Raw genomic sequence first — 16,713 nt, forward strand, 5'->3', positions numbered from 1 at the left:
ATGAACGACCTGTCCCGCCAGGCAACACGCCTTGAAGCCATCGAAGGCAGCTACGACAAGTGGCTGCTGGGCGCGATCATCGCGCTCACGGGCATCGGTGTGGTGATGGTGGCGTCCAGTTCGATCGCCTTGATGAGCAGCCCGTTCTACTACCTCAACCGCCACCTGATCTTCCTGGCGGTCGGCATCGTGCTGGCGGTCATCGCCGCCCGCACCGAACTGAAGTCGATCGAGCAGTACAACCAGATGCTGCTGCTGGGCTGCTTCGTGCTGCTGCTGGCGGTGTTCGCGCCGGGCCTGGGCAGCACGGTCAACGGCGCGCGCCGCTGGATCAACCTGGGCATCTCCAAGTTCCAGACGGTCGAAGCGGTGAAGGTGCTGTACATCGTGTGGCTGTCCAGCTACCTGGTGCGCTTCCGCGATGAGGTCAACGCGACCTGGCCGGCGATGCTCAAGCCGCTGGGCGTGGCCGGTGCACTGGTGCTGCTGCTGCTGCTGCAGCCGGACTTCGGTTCTTCGACCCTGCTGCTGGCGATCACCGCCGGCATGCTGGTGCTGGGCGGAGTGAACATGCCGCGCATGTCGATGCCGGTGATCATCGGCCTGGTCGGCATGAGCGCACTGGCGATCATCGAGCCGTACCGCATGCGCCGCATCACCTCCTTCCTCGACCCGTGGGCCGACCAGCAGGGCGACGGCTATCAGCTGTCCAACGCGCTGATGGCGGTGGGCCGAGGCGAATGGACCGGCGTTGGCCTGGGCAATTCGGTGCAGAAGCTGTACTACCTGCCCGAAGCGCACACCGACTTCATCTTCTCGGTCACCGCCGAGGAGTTCGGCTTCCTGGGCACCTGCGTGATCGTGGCCCTGTACGCGCTGCTGGTCGGCCGGACCTTCTGGCTGGGCATGCGCTGCGTGGAAATGAAGCGGCACTTCTCCGGTTACATCGCCTTCGGCATCGGCCTGTGGATCAGCATGCAGACCTTCGTCTCGATCGGCGTGAACCTGGGCATCCTGCCGACCAAGGGCCTGACCCTGCCGCTGATCTCCTCCGGTGGTTCGTCGGTGCTGATGACCTGCGTGGCGATGGGCCTGCTGCTGCGTGTGTCCTATGAACTCAAGCGCGCCGAGCGCCGCCAGGCCGTCCGCATCGGTGGCGCAGAAGACGCCGCTGTCGAGTCGACGGAAGAGCCAGTCGCGCCGGTGGCTGCCAGTGTACCGATGAGTGCCGAGCCAGTGGCTGCCGCCGCGCCGAACGCCGTGCGTGGCACCAGTCGCCTGCAGTCACGCATCGAACCGACCTTCGGGAGGCTGTCATGAGCCGCCCCGTCTCCAACATGCCCGCCAACGCCCGCCCGGTGATGATCCTGGCTGGTGGTACCGGCGGTCACATCTTCCCCGGTCTGGCCGTGGCCCGCGTGCTGCGCGAGCGCGGCGTGCCGGTTACCTGGATGGGCGCCGAGGGCGCGATGGAAACCCGTCTGGTGCCGCAGCACGACATCGCGATCGACACGCTGGCCATCACCGGCCTGCGCGGCAAGGGCAAGCTGGCCCTGCTGGCGGCGCCGTGGCGGCTGATGCGCGCGCTGCGTGCGGCCGGCATGGTCATCCGCAAGCGCCAGCCGCGCGCGGTGGTGGCCTTCGGTGGCTTTGCCTCCGGCCCCGGTGGCATGGCGACGCGCCTGCATGGGCTGCCGCTGATCGTGCACGAGCAGAACCGTGCGCCGGGCCTGACCAATCGCATCCTGTCGCGCTACGCGCGCCGCCTGCTGACCGGCTTCCCGGGCACCTTCGCCAACCGCGAGGAGTTCGTCGGCAACCCGGTGCGCGCTGAAATTGCCGCCATCGCACCACCGGAACAGCGCTTCGCCGATCGCCACGGTCCGCTGCGCGTGCTGGTGGTCGGGGGCAGCCAGGGTGCGCGCGCGCTGAACACCGGCGTGCCACAGGCGATTGCCGCGCTGGGCACCGACGTGGCAGTGCAGGTGCGCCACCAGAGTGGCGAGAAAATGCACGCCGAAGCGGTCGAGGCGTATGCCAAGGCCGGTGTGCAGGCCGAAATCACCCCGTTCATCGCCGACATGGCCGAGGCGTTCGCGTGGGCTGATCTGGTCGTGTGCCGCGCCGGTGCATCGACCCTGGCCGAGCTGTGCGCGGTCGGTGTCGGCAGCGTGCTGGTGCCATTCCCCGCCGCCGTCGACGATCACCAGACCCGCAATGCGGAGTATCTGGTCGAGCGCGGCGCAGCGATTTTGCTGAAGCAGGACGGAACGCTGGCCGACGGCATTGCCGCACTGCTGCGCGATCTGTCCGAAAATCCCGCCCGCCGCATGCAGATGGCGCAAGCCGCGCGTGCCCTGGCCAAGGTCGATGCCGCCGAGCGCATCGCCGATATCATTCTTGAGGAAGCTGTATGAAGAAGGCATGCCACCGCGCCTGCCCTGCGCGAGGCCGCGCATGATCCGCCGCCTGCACGACACCAACGACCTGGTGCGCGCGTTCCCGCGCGTGCATTTCGTCGGCATCGGCGGTACCGGCATGAGCGGTATCGCCGAAGTGATGCTGACGCTGGGCTACGAAGTGTCCGGTTCGGACAACGCCGACAACGTGGCGACCCGCCGTCTGGCCAGCCTGGGTGCGCGCATCATGCGCGGCCACTCGGCCGCCAACGTGCTGGGCACCGACTGCGTGGTGGTCTCCAGTGCCATCCGCGAAGACAACCCGGAACTGATGGAAGCGCGCAGCCAGCGCATTCCGATCATGCCGCGTGCGGCGATGCTGGCCGAGCTGATGCGCTTCCGCCGTGGCATCGCCGTAGCCGGCACGCACGGCAAGACCACCACCACCAGTCTGACTGCTGCGGTGCTGAGCGAAGGCGGCCTGGACCCGACCTTCGTGATCGGTGGCCAGCTGCTGGCGGCCGGTGCCAACGCCAAGCTGGGCGGTGGCCAGTGGCTGGTGGCCGAGGCCGACGAAAGCGATGGCAGCTTCCTGCGCCTGAACCCGCTGATGTCGATCATCACGAACATCGATGCCGATCATCTGGAGAACTACGGCAACGACTTTGCCCGCGTGCAGGCGGCGTTCGCCGAGTTCCTGCAGCGCCTGCCGTTCTACGGCCTGGCCGTGCTGTGCATCGACGACCCGGAAGTGGCCGCACTGGCTGCCAAGACCCCACGCCACGTGATGAGCTACGGCATGAGCCCGCAGGCCGACGTGCGCGCCGAGAATGTGGTGCAGGAAGGTTCGCGCATGCGCTTCACCCTGCGCCTGCCGCAGGGCACCAGTCAGGAAGTGGTGCTGGCGCTGCCGGGCAAGCACAACGTGCTGAATGCATTGGCCGCCGCTGCGGTGGGCTGGCAGCTGGGCGTGGCCCCGGATGCGATCGCACGCGCGCTGGAAGCGTTCGCCGGTGTCGGTCGCCGTTTCAACGACCTGGGTGAAGTGACCACCGCCAGTGGTGCCAAGGTGCGCATCATCGACGACTACGGCCATCACCCGAGCGAGCTGGAGGCGGTGTTCGCCGCGGCGCGCGGTGGCTGGGCCGACAAGCGCCTGGTGGTGGCCTTCCAGCCGCACCGCTACAGCCGTACCCGCGACCAGTTCGACAAGTTCGCCGCGGTGCTGTCCAGCGTCGACGCGCTGGTGCTGAGCGAGGTCTACCCGGCCGGTGAAGAACCGATTGCCGGTGCCGATTCGCATGCGCTGGCGCGTGCCATCCGTGCGCGCGGCCGCAGCGAGCCGGTGGTGGTGGGCAAGGCTGCCGAACTGGCCAGCGTGCTGCCGGACGTGCTGCAGGACGGGGACCTGCTGCTGATGATGGGCGCCGGCGACATCGGCGCCGTGGCAAGCCACATCGCGGTGGAAGGTTTCAAGGCGGAGGGCGAGGCGTGAGCACGCTGACCTTCCCGCCGCTGCGCGTGACCGCCCCGGCCGTCTTCGGCCGCGTCGCCGTGCTGCTCGGCGGCAGTTCCAGCGAACGCGAAGTGTCTCTGGACTCCGGCCGCAACGTGCTTGAAGCGCTGCAGTCGCGCGGCATTGATGCGTTCGCGGTGGACGGCATTCCGGCGCTGGCCAAGGTGCTGGTCGCCGGTGGCATCGACCGCGTCTTCAACATCCTGCACGGCCACAATGGTGGCGGTGAGGATGGCATCGTGCAGGGCCTGATGGATGCCTTCGGCGTGCCGTATACCGGCTCGAACGTGTTGGGTTCGGCGCTGAGCATGGACAAGATCCGCACCAAGCAGGTGTGGCTGTCGCTGGGCCTGCCGACGCCGCAGTACCGGAAGGTGGACGCGTCGAACGTCCACGCCCTGGCCGCAGAGCTGGGCCTGCCGGTGGTGGTCAAGCCGGCCAACGAAGGTTCCAGCGTGGGCATCAGCCGAGTGACCGACGAGGCCGGACTCGACGAAGCGGTGGCCCTGGCCGCGCGCTACGACGGCCAACTGCTGATGGAGCAGATGGTGGTCGGCGACGAACTGACCGTGGCCATCCTCGGCGACGTCGCGCTGCCGTCGATCCGCATCGTGCCCAAGGGCCAGTGGTACGACTACAACGCCAAGTACATCGCCGAGGACACCCAGTACCTGTGCCCGGGCCTGGACGGTGATACCGAGGACGAGATCCGCCGCATCGCGCTGGCGGCGTTCCGTGCCGCTGGCTGCCGTGGCTGGGGTCGCGTGGACGTGATGCGCGACCGCGCCAGCGGCCGCTTCTTCCTGCTGGAAGTGAACACCGCGCCGGGCATGACCAGCCATTCGCTGGTGCCCAAGGCAGCCGGACAGGCCGGCATCAGCTTTGAAGAGCTGGTGTGGCGCGTGCTGGAACAGACCCTGGAGGCATCGCACGCATGAACGCGGTGCTGCGCATCTTCGTCTGGCTGTTGGCGCTGTCGGTGGTTGCACTGCCGGTGGTGGCCGTGGTCAATGGCTGGGTCGGCGCCGAGCGCTGGCCGCTGGCGAAGCTGCGCGTGCACGGTGAGTTCAAGCGGGTGCCAGCCGAGCAGTTGCAGCAGGTGCTGTTGCCGTATGCGCGTGCCGGCTTCTTCGCAGTGAAGCTGCAGGACGCGCAGGACGCGCTGGAAAAGCTGCCCTGGGTGGAAAGCGCGCAGGTGCGCAAGCAGTGGCCGGACGTGCTGGAAGTGACCCTGGTCGAGCACAAGCCGTTCGCGCGCTGGGGCAACGACCGCCTGGTGTCGGAGCAGGGCAAGCTGTTCCCCACGCCGAAGAAGCTGTCCGATCTGGCGCTGCCGGAGCTGGATGGCCCGGACAGCCAGACCGAAGAAGTGATGAAGCTGTACAGCGACTCGCGTGCATTGTTCGCACCGGCCGGCGTGGATGTGCGCCGGGTGACGATGGATGCGCGTGGCAGCTGGTCGCTGCTGCTGAGCAACGGCACCGAAGTGGTGGTCGGCCGCGACGACGCGCGCTCGCGGATGCAGCGCTTCGTGCAGGTGCTGCCGCAGCTGACCAGCCAGGCCGCGCCGATCGAGCGCGCCGACCTCCGTTACACCAATGGTTTCACGCTGAGCTGGGGTACCCCGGCCACGCCGGCGAAAGCGCCGGCGACCCCGGCCAGAAGGACGCAGGAAAGGACATGAATCGCAAGGGTGACAAATCGCTGATCGTTGGCCTGGACATCGGCACCTCCAAGGTGGTGGCGCTGGTGGGCGAGTACTCGCCGGGCAACCCGATCGAAGTGATCGGCATCGGCTCGCATGAATCGCGTGGCCTGAAGCGCGGCGTGGTGGTGGACATCGAATCGACCGTGCAGTCGATCCAGCGTGCGGTGGAGGAAGCCGAGCTGATGGCCGGCTGCGAGATCCGCTCGGTGTACGCCTCGATTTCCGGCAACCACGTGCAGTGCAAGAACTCGCCGGGCATCGTGCCGATCCGCGACGGGGAGGTGACCTGGGGCGACCTGGATCGCGTGCTCGACGCGGCCAAGGCGGTGGCGATCCCGGCCGACCAGAAGATCCTGCACGCCATCCCGCGCGAGTACGTGCTGGATGATTCGCAGGAAGGCATCCGCAACCCGGTCGGCATGACCGGCGTGCGCCTGGAGGTGCACGCGCACCTGGTGGTGTGCGCGCAGTCGGCCGCGGCCAACATCAGCAAGTGCGTGCAGCGCTGCGGCCTGCAGGTGGACGACCTGGTGCTGTCTTCGCTGGCCTCCAGCGTGGCGGTGCTGACCGCCGACGAACGCGAGCTGGGCGTGGTGCTGGTCGATATGGGCGCTGGCACCACCGATATCGCGGTGTTCGTGCAGGGCGCGATCTGCCACACCGCCTCGCTGCCGATCGCCGGCGACCACGTGACCAACGACATCGCGCACATGCTGCGCACGCCGACCCCGGAAGCCGAGCAGATCAAGGTGCGCTACGCCTGCGCGCTGGCCCAGCTGGCCACCGCCGAGGAAAGCATCCAGGTGCCGTCGGTGGGCGACCGGCCGCCGCGCCGCATGCCACGCCACTCGCTGGCGCAGGCGGTGCAGGGCCGCTACGAGGAAATCTTCGAGATGGTGCAGGCCGAACTGCGCCGCTCCGGCTTCGAGGAACTGGTGCGCGCCGGCATGGTGCTGACCGGTGGCGCGTCGAAGATGGAAGGCGTGGTCGAGCTGGCCGAGGAAATGCTGCAGATGCCGGTGCGCGTGGGCATCCCGCAGCACGTCACCGGCCTGGGCGAAGTGGTCGGCAACCCGGTGCACGCCACCGGCGTGGGCCTGCTGCTGATGGGCAGCCAGATCGAGCACCCGCGTCGGCCGTCGCTGCCGACCGGGCGCGCTGGAAGCATGTTCAAGAAACTCAAGACCTGGTTCCGCGGCGAGTTCTGACGCGGAATCTTCAACACCGGGCCCGGCCCGGGCGCAGTGCCTGCAGTACCCGCATCACACGCAACACCGGCAACACACAACCCACACAGCCGCAACGTCGGCATGCAGCAGGACGGCAGGACGCCCGAATGCCCATGCCATCGAAAGCGGATACAACGAGGACACGGACATGGCGCATTTTGAACTGATCGAAAAGATGGCACCCAATGCGGTGATCAAGGTGGTTGGCGTGGGCGGCGGCGGCGGCAATGCCGTGGCGCACATGGTCAACTCGGCAGTGGATGGCGTGGAATTCATCACCGCCAACACCGACTCGCAGGCCATCAAGAATTGCGGTGCCAAGCTGCAGCTGCAGCTGGGCACCAACGTGACCAAGGGCCTGGGCGCAGGCGCGAACCCGGAAGTCGGCCGTCAGGCCGCGCTGGAAGACCGTGAGCGCATCATGGACGCGCTGCAGGGTGCGGACATGGTGTTCATCACCGCCGGCATGGGCGGTGGCACCGGCACCGGCGCTGCACCGGTGGTGGCTCAGCTGGCCAAGGAAATGGGCATCCTGACCGTGGCCGTGGTCACCAAGCCGTTCCCGTTCGAGGGCCGTCGCCGCATGCAGGTGGCGCTGAAGGGCATCGAGGAGCTGAGCCAGCACTGCGACTCGCTGATCACCATTCCCAACGAGAAGCTGATCACCGTACTGGGCCGCAACGCGACCATGATCCAGGCCTTCCGTGCCGCCAACGACGTGCTGCAGGGCGCCGTGCAGGGCATCGCCGACCTGATCGTGCGCCCGGGCCTGATCAACGTCGACTTCGCCGACGTGCGCACCGTCATGTCCGAAATGGGCCTGGCGATGATGGGTACCGGCACCGCCCGTGGCGATGACCGCGCCCAGGCCGCCGCCGAATCGGCGATCCAGAACCCGCTGCTGGACGATGTGAACCTGGCCGGTGCCAACGGCATCCTGGTCAACATCACCGCCGGCGCCGACTTCACCATGGCCGAGTTCGACGAGATCGGCCGCACCATCGATGGCTTCGCTTCCGAAGACGCCACCGTGGTGGTCGGTACCGTGCTGGACCCGGACATGCAGGACGAAGTGCGCGTGACCGTGGTCGCCACCGGCCTGAACCGCGTCTCGGCCAGCAAGACCCAGCGTCCGGGCGAGCGCGCACCGATCAAGCTGGTTCGCAACGCCACCACCGGCCAGCCGGAGTTCGGCGAGTTCGACAACGGCGGCGACGCCGTCTCCAAGGCGGTGGGCGGCATGGGCCTGGGCCTGCGTCGTGCCAGCAGCGACACCGCGGCAGCCTCCACCCCCTCGGCGCCGGCCTCTTCGGCTCCGGCGGCGGCGGACCTGCCGAACGATTACCTGGACATCCCGGCCTTCCTGCGCCGCCAGGCGGACTAAGCGGGGCGGCCCGGGGTTGTCCTCCCCGGGTTGCGCCACCATGTCCTGAAAACGCGGGCGCCGGGCCAGGATGGGCCCGGCCGCCCTGCTTCATGTGCGTCCCATTGGCGCGCCGGTGCGTCCTGCCTGCCTTTCAGCCGGGGTAGGGGACCGTGCGTGTTAATCTAATGTGTCACTTCCGGTCCGTCCTCCATGATCCAGCAACGCACCCTCAAGAACACGATCCGAGCCACCGGCGTTGGCCTGCACAGCGGTGACAAGGTCTACATGACCCTGCGCCCGGCACCGGTCAACCATGGCATCGTGTTCCGCCGCGTGGACCTGGACCCGGTGGTGGAAGTGCCGGCCAAGGCCGAACTGGTCACCGAAGTGACCCTGTGCACCGGCCTCACCTGCAACGACGCCAAGATCCAGACCGTCGAACACCTGATGTCGGCGCTGGCTGGCCTGGGTGTGGACAACATCATCGTCGAACTGTCCTCGGCCGAGCTGCCGATCATGGATGGTTCGGCCGGCCCGTTCGTGTTCCTGCTGCAGTCGGCGGGCATCGTGGAACAGGATGCGCCCAAGCGCTTCATCCGCGTGCTGAAGACCGTGGAAGTGACCGAGGGCGACAAGGTGGCCCGCTTCACCCCGTATGAGGGCTACAAGCTGGGCTTCACCATCCAGTTCGACCACCCGATGATCCCGGCCAAGCAGTCGCGCCAGGAAATCGAGTTCTCGACGCTGGCCTACACCAAGGAAATTTCCCGCGCGCGTACCTTTGGCTTCATGCGCGACCTGGAATACATGCGCGAGCGCAACCTGGGCCTGGGCGGTTCGATGGACAACGCCATCGTGCTGGACGAGTTCCGCGTGCTCAACGAAGACGGCCTGCGCTACGCCGACGAATTCGTACGTCACAAGATCCTCGACGCGATCGGCGACCTGTATCTGGCCGGTGGCCAGGTGCTGGGCGCCTACGAGGGCTTCAAGTCGGGCCATGCGCTCAACAACAAGCTGGTGCGGGCGCTGATGGCCGATGCCACCGCCTGGGAGTGGGTCACGTTCGACTCTCCGGCCACGCCGGATCCGGTTGAATACGCCACGCCGGCCTACGCATGATTGGCGCAGGTAATTGATATTGAATAAGAAAACGCCGCCTTCCAGGGCGGCGTTGCTGTTTCTGGCGACCTCGACGCATTCAGCGTGCTTGAGGAGCCTCAAGGCCGGTCCGGGGTCACGGTTTTGTGAACCTGTTGGATTGGAAGCCTGAATTTAACGACAATTTAACTTCAATCTAACGACAGCCCCCCGGATCACCGCTAGGATGCGACCCGGCCCCCGAAATGTTTCACGCCGTGGTGACACGTGCGACGGGGAACGGAGCCGGATGCTCCGATGTCATCAGGACCGTTTCTTCGGCTTCGAGGGAATGTCCTGCAGGCAAGCCAAGGCGTCGCGTAGCCCTTTGTGCGTGGCGGCTGAAACTGCGTGGGGGCCATTCCGGTTGTCGATCGCTGGGGAGCGTGAAGGAGTGGTGGACGCAGTCTTGATGGTCACCCTGGTGGCCTTCAGCCCGATGGAACGGGCCGCGTCGAGCAACTGGGCTTCGGCAAGCCGCAACTTGGCATGCCAGACCGGGGATTCGACGAGAAAAACGAGGTGTTCCCCGTCCACATTGGCCAGCCGGCAACGGCTGCGCAGAGGTGGCGGCAACTGGGGGCGCAACTGACGGTCCAGCGCGTCGAGCCACAAGGCACGCCGCAGCGGGTTCCCGCTTTTGTCCGCCATCACCGCATCCAGCGCCGGTTTCGGCACTGACGCGGGGCGAACGCTGGATTTCGGCTCAGACATGAAAACTCACTGATGGCATTCAAAAAGATCGTAATCAAAACGCGTGAAGGAAAGGCCAAGGCATCGCCCATCGCGCGTCTGCGGTTCTATTTCGAGGACCGCCCCCGTGCCCTGCTGGGCAGCGTGCTCGGGGTAGGCTGCATTATCGGCCTTGCCGGCGGCATTGGCGCCAGTGCGCTGAATGATTCGCGCCTGCAGGCCAAGGTCGACCGCCAGGACGCCGAGCTGGCCAAGGTCCGGCGCGATGCGCAGACCCAGGTCAATGCGCTGGCGGCCCGCCTCGGCGAGCTGCAGGCCCAGGCTACCCGGCTCAACGCCCTCGGCGAACGGCTGACCCAGATGGGCAAGCTGGAAGACGGCGAATTCGACTTCAACGAGACCCCCGGCCTGGGTGACGGTGATGCCGGTGGCCCGACCAGCGACATCCCGGTCAAGGACGTCAACGCCGACTTACAGGTGCTGGAGCAGCGCTTTGCTGCTTCAGGCCGCCAGCTGTCGGTGATGGAATCGCTGATGTTCGACCACCAGCTGCAGCAGAACGCCGTGCCCTCGCGCATGCCGATCCGCAACAGCTACGTGACCTCCGGCTTCGGTACCCGTGCCGACCCGTTCGGTCGCGGTGCCGCCACCCACAAGGGCATGGACTTCCACGCCAAGGTCGGTGACCCGGTGATGGCCGTGGCCGAAGGCGTGGTCAGCTTCGCCGGCGTGAAGGGCGGCTACGGCAACGTCGTTGACGTCGACCACGGCAATGGTTATGTCACCCGCTACGCGCACAATTCGCGCCTGGTGGTGAAGGCCGGCGATCTGGTCCGTGCCGGCCAGGAAGTGGCCAAGGCCGGTTCCACCGGTCGCTCGACCGGCGCCCACGTGCACTTCGAGGTGTGGGAAAACGGCAACGTGGTCAATCCGCGCAAGTTCCTCGGCGACGGCGGCAACACGCCGGTCGGCCGCATCAGCCGCGGCTGATTCCCAGGTCGGGGTAGTGCCGGCCGCTGGCCGGCAACCTCATGATCTTCGGCAGCATCGCGGAATGCCGGCCAGCGGCCGGCACTACCGGGAACGTTCGGATGCCATTGTCGCCCAAGGGTTGAAACCTCAGCCGGCCGTCCCAAGCTACAATGGGTGTTGCCATCGACAGGGCGCCAGGCGCCCTGTTTCGTTTGCGACGGACGGATTCCCAAGGGGGAGGCCGGGCGTCGTGTCCATCCAACCCGGTTCCTTCAATGATCAACAGCCTGCTTACCCGCGTATTTGGCAGTCGTAACGAACGACAGCTGCGCCAGCTCAACCGCATCGTCGCCAAGATCAATGCGCTGGAGCCGGAGATCGAGAAGCTTTCCGACGAGCAGCTTCAGGCCAAGACGCCGGAGTTCAAGCAGCGCATCGCTGACGGTGAAGCCCTGGACAAGGTGCTGCCGGAAGCGTTTGCGGTCTGCCGCGAGGCCGGCCGCCGTGTGCTGGGCATGCGCCACTACGACGTGCAGCTGATCGGCGGCATGGTGCTTCACCTGGGCAAGATCGCAGAAATGCGCACCGGTGAAGGCAAGACCCTGGTGGCGACCCTGCCGGTGTACCTCAACGCGCTGGAAGGCCAGGGCGTGCACGTGGTCACCGTCAACGATTACCTGGCCCGCCGCGATGCTGCGCAGATGGGCAAGCTGTACAACTGGCTGGGCCTGAGCGTGGGCGTGGTGTACCCGGGCATGCCGCACAGTGACAAGCGCGAAGCCTATGCGGCCGACATCACCTACGGCACCAACAACGAATTCGGTTTCGACTACCTGCGCGACAACATGGCGCTGTCCAAGGCCGACCGCTACCAGCGCGGCCTGCATTACGCCATCGTCGACGAAGTCGACTCCATCCTGATCGACGAAGCGCGTACCCCGCTGATCATCTCCGGTCCGGCCGATGACTCTCCGGAGCTGTACATCCGCGTCAACCGCGTCGTGCCGCACCTGGTCAAGCAGGAAGCGGAAGACGGGGAGGGTGACTTCTGGGTCGATGAGAAGGGCAAGCAGGTGCACCTGTCCGAAGCGGGCATGGAACACGCCGAGCAGCTGCTGGTCGACGCCGGCATCCTCGATGGCGAGACCGAAGGCCTGTACGCGGCGCAGAACCTGACCGTGGTGCACCACCTCAATGCCGCACTGCGCGCCCACGCGATCTACCAGCGTGACGTGGACTACATCGTGCGCGACGGCGAAGTGGTCATCGTCGACGAATTCACCGGCCGTACCCTGGCCGGCCGCCGCTGGTCCGATGGCCTGCACCAGGCGGTGGAAGCGAAGGAAGGCGTGCCGGTCCAGCGCGAGAACCAGACGCTGGCGAGCATCACCTTCCAGAACCTGTTCCGCATGTACAAGAAGCTGTCCGGCATGACCGGTACGGCCGATACCGAAGCGTTCGAATTCCAGAGCATCTACGGCCTGGAAGTGGTGGTGATCCCGACCAACCGCCCGACCATCCGCAAGGACAGCCCGGACCAGGTGTTCCTCAACCGCAAGGGCAAGTTCAATGCGGTGCTGGCCGACATCGAAGAGTGCGCCAAGCGCGGCCAGCCGGTGCTGGTGGGTACCACCTCGATCGAAACCTCGGAAATGCTGTCCGAGCACCTGAACAAGGCCGGCGTGAAGCACGAAGTGCTCAACGCCAAGCAGCATGACCGCGAAGCGACCATCGTCGCCAACGCCGGCCGCCCGGCAGCGGTGACCATCGCCACCAACATGGCCGGTCGTGGTACCGACATCGTGCTGGGCGGTTCGCTGGAAGCCGAGATCCACGCCCTGGGCGAGGACGCGACCGACGCGCAGAAGGCCGCGGTCAAGGCCGAATGGCAGCAGCGCCACGATGCAGTGAAGGCCGCTGGCGGCCTGCACATCGTCGGCACCGAGCGCCACGAATCGCGTCGTATCGACAACCAGCTGCGCGGCCGTTCGGGCCGTCAGGGTGACCCGGGTTCGTCCCGCTTCTACCTGTCGCTGGAAGACAACCTGATGCGCATCTTCGCCTCCGACTGGGTGCAGAAGGCCATGCGCATGATGGGCATGAAGGAAGACGACGTCATCGAGGACCGTCTGGTCAGCCGCCAGATCGAGAAGGCGCAGCGCAAGGTCGAAGCCCACAACTTCGACATCCGCAAGAACCTGCTGGACTTCGACGACGTCAACAACGACCAGCGCAAGGTGATCTACGCCCAGCGCGACGAGCTGCTGGATGCCGAGTCGGTGAAGGCGAACGTCGATGGCATCCGCGACGACGTGATCTTCGACATCGTTGCGCGCTTCGTGCCGCCGAACTCGATCGACGAGCAGTGGGACCTGCGCGGTCTGGAGGCGACCCTGGAGTCGGACTTCGGCCTGCAGATGTCGTTGACCGACCTGGTCAAGGAACACGAAGAGCTGGACGCCGAGGCCATCGCCGCAAAGGTGCAGGAACGCGTCAACCAGCACTTCGCCGAGAAGGAAGCCGGCCTGGGCGAAGAGACCATGCGGGCGCTGGAAAAGCACGTGATGCTGACTGTGCTGGACCAGAGCTGGAAGGAGCACCTGGCCCGCATGGACTACCTGCGCCAGGGCATCTACCTGCGCGGTTACGCGCAGAAGCAGCCGAAGCAGGAATACAAGAAGGAAGCCTTCGAGCTGTTCTCGGACATGCTGGAGAACGTCAAGCGCGAAGTGGTGACCCTGCTGGCGCGCGTGCGTATCCGCAGCGACGAGGAAGTGCAGGCCCTGGAAGCGGCCGAGCGCCAGCAGGTGCAGGCCCGCCTGAGCCAGTCGCAGTTCCAGCACCAGGACGCCGGCGGCTACAGCGCCGACGAGGAAGCCGCGCAGGTCGAAGCCGCCCGGCAGGGTGTGGCGACGCTGCAGCGCGACGAGCCGAAGATCGGCCGCAATGATCCGTGCCCGTGCGGCAGTGGCAAGAAGTACAAGCACTGCCACGGCCAGCTGAGCTGAGCCCCGAAGAGCCCCGCGAAAGCGGGGCTCTTCGTTTGCAGCGCAGGATGCCGCCCCGTCGTGATTGCGCCGGTCGCCCTGTTCTGGGCATGCTGCTTCCATGGATTCCCCGACCCGATCGATCCACGTTGTGGCCGCCGTCATCACCGACGCCCGCGGCCGCGTGCTGCTCAACCGCCGTACCGAGAACCGTGACATGGCCGGCCTGTGGGAATTCCCGGGCGGCAAGCGCGAATCCGGCGAGACCTCCGAACAGGCGCTGGTGCGTGAACTGCGCGAGGAGCTGGGCATCGAGGCCGATGTCGGGCCGTGGCTGATGGATGTGCCGCAGCGCTATCCGGACAAGCACCTGACGCTGGAAGTGCGCCATGTGCGCAGCTGGAAGGGCACACCGCGTGGGCGCGAGGGCCAGGCCATCACCTGGGTGGCGCAGGACAAGCTGGGCCGCTACTCGATGCCGCCGGCGGACCTGCCGGTGGTGGCCGCCCTGCGGCAGCCGGACAGTTACCTGATCACACCGGCGCCGGCCGACGACGACCCCGACCAGCAACGCTGGCATGGCCAGCTGCAGCGCGCAGTGGCTGCGGGACGGCAGCGTATCCAGCTGCGTCTGCCGCCTGCACATCCACAGCGGCAGGCGATGATCGAACAGGCGGTACGCACGCATCGTCGCGGCGTGCAGTGGTTGCTCAACCGCGATATCGAGCTGGCACGCGCCTTGGGCGTGGGCGTGCACCTGGGCAGCGAACAGCTGCGTGACCTGCAGCAGCGGCCACTGCCCGACGGCCAACTGGTCGCCGCGTCCTGCCATGATCTGCAGCAGCTGCAGGCCGCGCAGCGGTTGGGCTGCGACTTCGCCGTGCTGGGCCCGGTGCAGGCCACCACCAGTCATCCCGATACGGTGCCGCTGGGCTGGGAGGCGTTCGCTGCGCTGCGCGCGCAGGTGTCGCTGCCGATCTATGCGCTGGGTGGCCTGGGCGCTGGCCACATCGCCGAGGCGCGCCGCCATGGCGGGCAGGGCATCGCCGCCATCCGCGGCCTGTGGCCGGCGTGATGTCGGGGTCGGATCCCCGCAACGGGGGGCTCTGACCCCCTTGCTGGAATCCGGCGTCAGAGCCCTTTCTGCTGGAAAGGGATCCGACCCCTCCCGATCACAGCGTGATCCAGAAACACCCGTACTGCCGCCGCAACCCCAGCACTGTCGAAGCGCGCGACACGCTGCCGGGCAAGGTCTGCTCCAAGCGCAGGCCGACCGGATGGCGCACGGCCGGCGGCTCAGGGTCGGATCCCTGCGCAGCAGCGGTCTGACCCTCATCCGGCAATGCCTCCTGATCCTGCCGCGGATATACCGGCACCACATCCACCAGCGGCCGCCGTGCCAGCGATTCCAGCTGGCCGAGGATGCGCTGCGCGCCCGCATCGGAAACCGCGCCCCACAGGTACAGCGAGGACAGCCGGTTCACATCGTTGCTGAGGATGCCGGTGCGCAGCGCGTCCACCAGCTCGCTCAGTCGCCGTGGGCAGCGCGCACCCAGGGTGTCGCGCGGCAGGGTACTGCCGGTGGGCGCAGGCGGCGGCAAGCGCGATTGTGCGCCGACGCTGTCACAGGGGCGGTCGGTGTACACGCTCTGCCCGCGCGCATCCATGCAACGGTTCAGGCGCGAGCTCTGCGCGTGGGCGAGGCTCGACGCCGAGCACAGCGACAGCAGCAACAGCAGGAAGGAAAGCCGGTTCATCGACGCAGGGTAGCGCTGATCGCTACAGCCTGGCGCGCTTTCAGCCGCGCAGCAGTTTCAGAACCGAGGTGGTCGGTTTGGCCAGGTTCAACGTGTAGAAATGCAGACCCGGCGCGCCGCCCTCGATCAGGCGCTGGCACAGCTGGGCCACCACGTCGGTGCCGAATGCACGCACCGAGTCGGCGTCATCGCCATAGGCCTGCATCTTGCGGCTGATCCAGCGCGGGATCTCCGCGCCGCACTGCTCGGAGAAGCGGCGCAGCTGGCTGAAGTTGGCGATCGGCATGATGCCGGGCGTGATCGGTACCTGCACGCCGAGCCGGCGCACTTCATCGACGAAGTGGAAGTAGGCGTCCGGGTTGAAGAAGTACTGGGTGATCGCCGCATCGGCACCGGCGTCGATCTTGGCCTTGAAGTGCTTCAGGTCGGCCAGCGCATCGGGGGCCTGCGGGTGCGTTTCCGGATAGGCGCCCACTTCGATGTGGAACGCGTCGCCATGCTCGGTGCGGATGAACTCGATCAGTTCGGCCGCATAGCGCATGTCGCCCGGGAAGCCCATGCCCGAGGGCAGGTCGCCGCGCAGCGCGACCAGGCGGCGGCAGCCAATGGCGCGGTAAAGCTTGAGCAGCTCGCGGATCTCCTGGCGGGTGCCGCCGACGCAGGACAGATGCGGTGCGGCATCGAAGCCGTGGTGCTGGTTGAGATGGCGCACCGTCTCGGAGGTGTAACTCAGGGTCGAGCCGCCAGCGCCGAAGGTACAGGACACATACTCCGGGCCGTAGTCCTTCAGTTTGGCCGCGGCGCGGTCCAGCTGGCTGCGCTGCTCGTCGGTCTTGGGCGGATAGAACTCGAAGCTGATGGCGGTCATGGCACGGGCGGCGGCGGCGGGTGTCAAGCAGTATATCGCTTCATCAAGATGGATGTGCAATTGGTGTGTGAGGGCTGG

13 protein-coding genes and 1 pseudogene are annotated in these 16,713 nt (G+C 66.8%); 11 read left to right on the forward strand and 3 right to left on the reverse strand.

Annotation, left to right across the window (positions count from 1 at the left end; translation table 11 throughout):
* From ftsW to lpxC, 8 genes and pseudogenes are all read left to right on the forward strand, one after another.
* A complete protein-coding gene (ftsW, locus tag ABH900_RS13865) occupies positions 1–1,320 on the forward strand; it encodes a putative lipid II flippase FtsW (protein WP_429623547.1) in 1,320 nt (439 codons plus the stop codon).
* Positions 1,317–2,417, forward strand: coding sequence for an undecaprenyldiphospho-muramoylpentapeptide beta-N-acetylglucosaminyltransferase (gene murG, locus ABH900_RS13870; RefSeq protein ID WP_429623548.1), 1,101 nt, complete (start codon positions 1,317–1,319; stop codon positions 2,415–2,417). Before ftsW ends, murG begins: the two co-directional genes overlap by 4 nt.
* A gap of 40 nt (positions 2,418–2,457) precedes the next feature.
* Entirely contained in the window at positions 2,458–3,894 is a 1,437-nt protein-coding gene (gene murC, locus ABH900_RS13875; protein ID WP_135272316.1) for a UDP-N-acetylmuramate--L-alanine ligase, read from the forward strand.
* Positions 3,891–4,853, forward strand: coding sequence for a D-alanine--D-alanine ligase (locus ABH900_RS13880; RefSeq protein ID WP_429623550.1), 963 nt, complete (start codon positions 3,891–3,893; stop codon positions 4,851–4,853). The genes murC and ABH900_RS13880 overlap by 4 nt, the downstream gene beginning before the upstream one ends.
* A pseudogene (locus ABH900_RS13885) lies at positions 4,850–5,527 on the forward strand (cell division protein FtsQ/DivIB); the annotation flags it as partial. The gene ABH900_RS13880 and the pseudogene ABH900_RS13885, both read left to right, overlap by 4 nt.
* Before the next feature lie 68 nt (positions 5,528–5,595).
* A complete protein-coding gene (ftsA, locus tag ABH900_RS13890) occupies positions 5,596–6,831 on the forward strand; it encodes a cell division protein FtsA (protein ID WP_005408083.1) in 1,236 nt (411 codons plus the stop codon).
* A 169-nt stretch (positions 6,832–7,000) separates the two neighbouring features.
* The gene (ftsZ, locus tag ABH900_RS13895; RefSeq protein WP_429623551.1) at positions 7,001–8,236 is read left to right on the forward strand and encodes a cell division protein FtsZ; all 1,236 of its coding nucleotides are present in this window, start codon (positions 7,001–7,003) and stop codon (positions 8,234–8,236) included.
* 192 nt (positions 8,237–8,428) lie between these two features.
* Complete coding sequence (lpxC, locus tag ABH900_RS13900; protein WP_197582494.1) at positions 8,429–9,340, forward strand: UDP-3-O-acyl-N-acetylglucosamine deacetylase; 912 nt, start codon at positions 8,429–8,431, stop codon at positions 9,338–9,340.
* A gap of 282 nt (positions 9,341–9,622) precedes the next feature.
* Here the strand turns inward: lpxC and ABH900_RS13905 are convergent, their stop codons facing one another.
* A complete protein-coding gene (locus tag ABH900_RS13905) occupies positions 9,623–10,072 on the reverse strand; it encodes a DUF721 domain-containing protein (protein ID WP_014035989.1) in 450 nt (149 codons plus the stop codon).
* A 12-nt stretch (positions 10,073–10,084) separates the two neighbouring features.
* On the opposite strand from ABH900_RS13905, the gene ABH900_RS13910 reads away from it, so the two are divergent.
* The 3 genes from ABH900_RS13910 (at position 10,085) to ABH900_RS13920 (ending at position 15,085) form a co-directional block, all read left to right on the forward strand.
* Positions 10,085–11,041 (forward strand): M23 family metallopeptidase, encoded by a 957-nt coding sequence (locus ABH900_RS13910; protein WP_429623553.1) that lies wholly within the window; start codon positions 10,085–10,087, stop codon positions 11,039–11,041.
* Between the two features lie 257 nt (positions 11,042–11,298).
* On the forward strand, positions 11,299–14,031 hold the full coding sequence (gene secA, locus ABH900_RS13915) for a preprotein translocase subunit SecA (RefSeq protein ID WP_429623554.1): 2,733 nt from the start codon (positions 11,299–11,301) through the stop codon (positions 14,029–14,031).
* A 100-nt stretch (positions 14,032–14,131) separates the two neighbouring features.
* Positions 14,132–15,085 carry a Nudix family hydrolase gene (locus ABH900_RS13920; RefSeq protein WP_429623556.1) on the forward strand — a complete coding sequence of 318 codons (954 nt, stop codon included), beginning with the start codon at positions 14,132–14,134 and terminating at the stop codon, positions 15,083–15,085.
* A 97-nt stretch (positions 15,086–15,182) separates the two neighbouring features.
* Here the strand turns inward: ABH900_RS13920 and ABH900_RS13925 are convergent, their stop codons facing one another.
* Positions 15,183–15,767, reverse strand: a complete 585-nt coding sequence (locus ABH900_RS13925; RefSeq protein ID WP_429623558.1) for a DUF4124 domain-containing protein — start codon at positions 15,765–15,767, stop codon at positions 15,183–15,185.
* A gap of 40 nt (positions 15,768–15,807) precedes the next feature.
* Complete coding sequence (gene metF / locus ABH900_RS13930) at positions 15,808–16,635, reverse strand: methylenetetrahydrofolate reductase [NAD(P)H] (RefSeq protein WP_429623560.1); 828 nt, start codon at positions 16,633–16,635, stop codon at positions 15,808–15,810.
* Between the last annotated feature and the right edge of the window lie 78 nt (positions 16,636–16,713).

The organism is Stenotrophomonas sp. AN71, from assembly GCF_050435725.1.
GTDB lineage: Bacteria > Pseudomonadota > Gammaproteobacteria > Xanthomonadales > Xanthomonadaceae > Stenotrophomonas.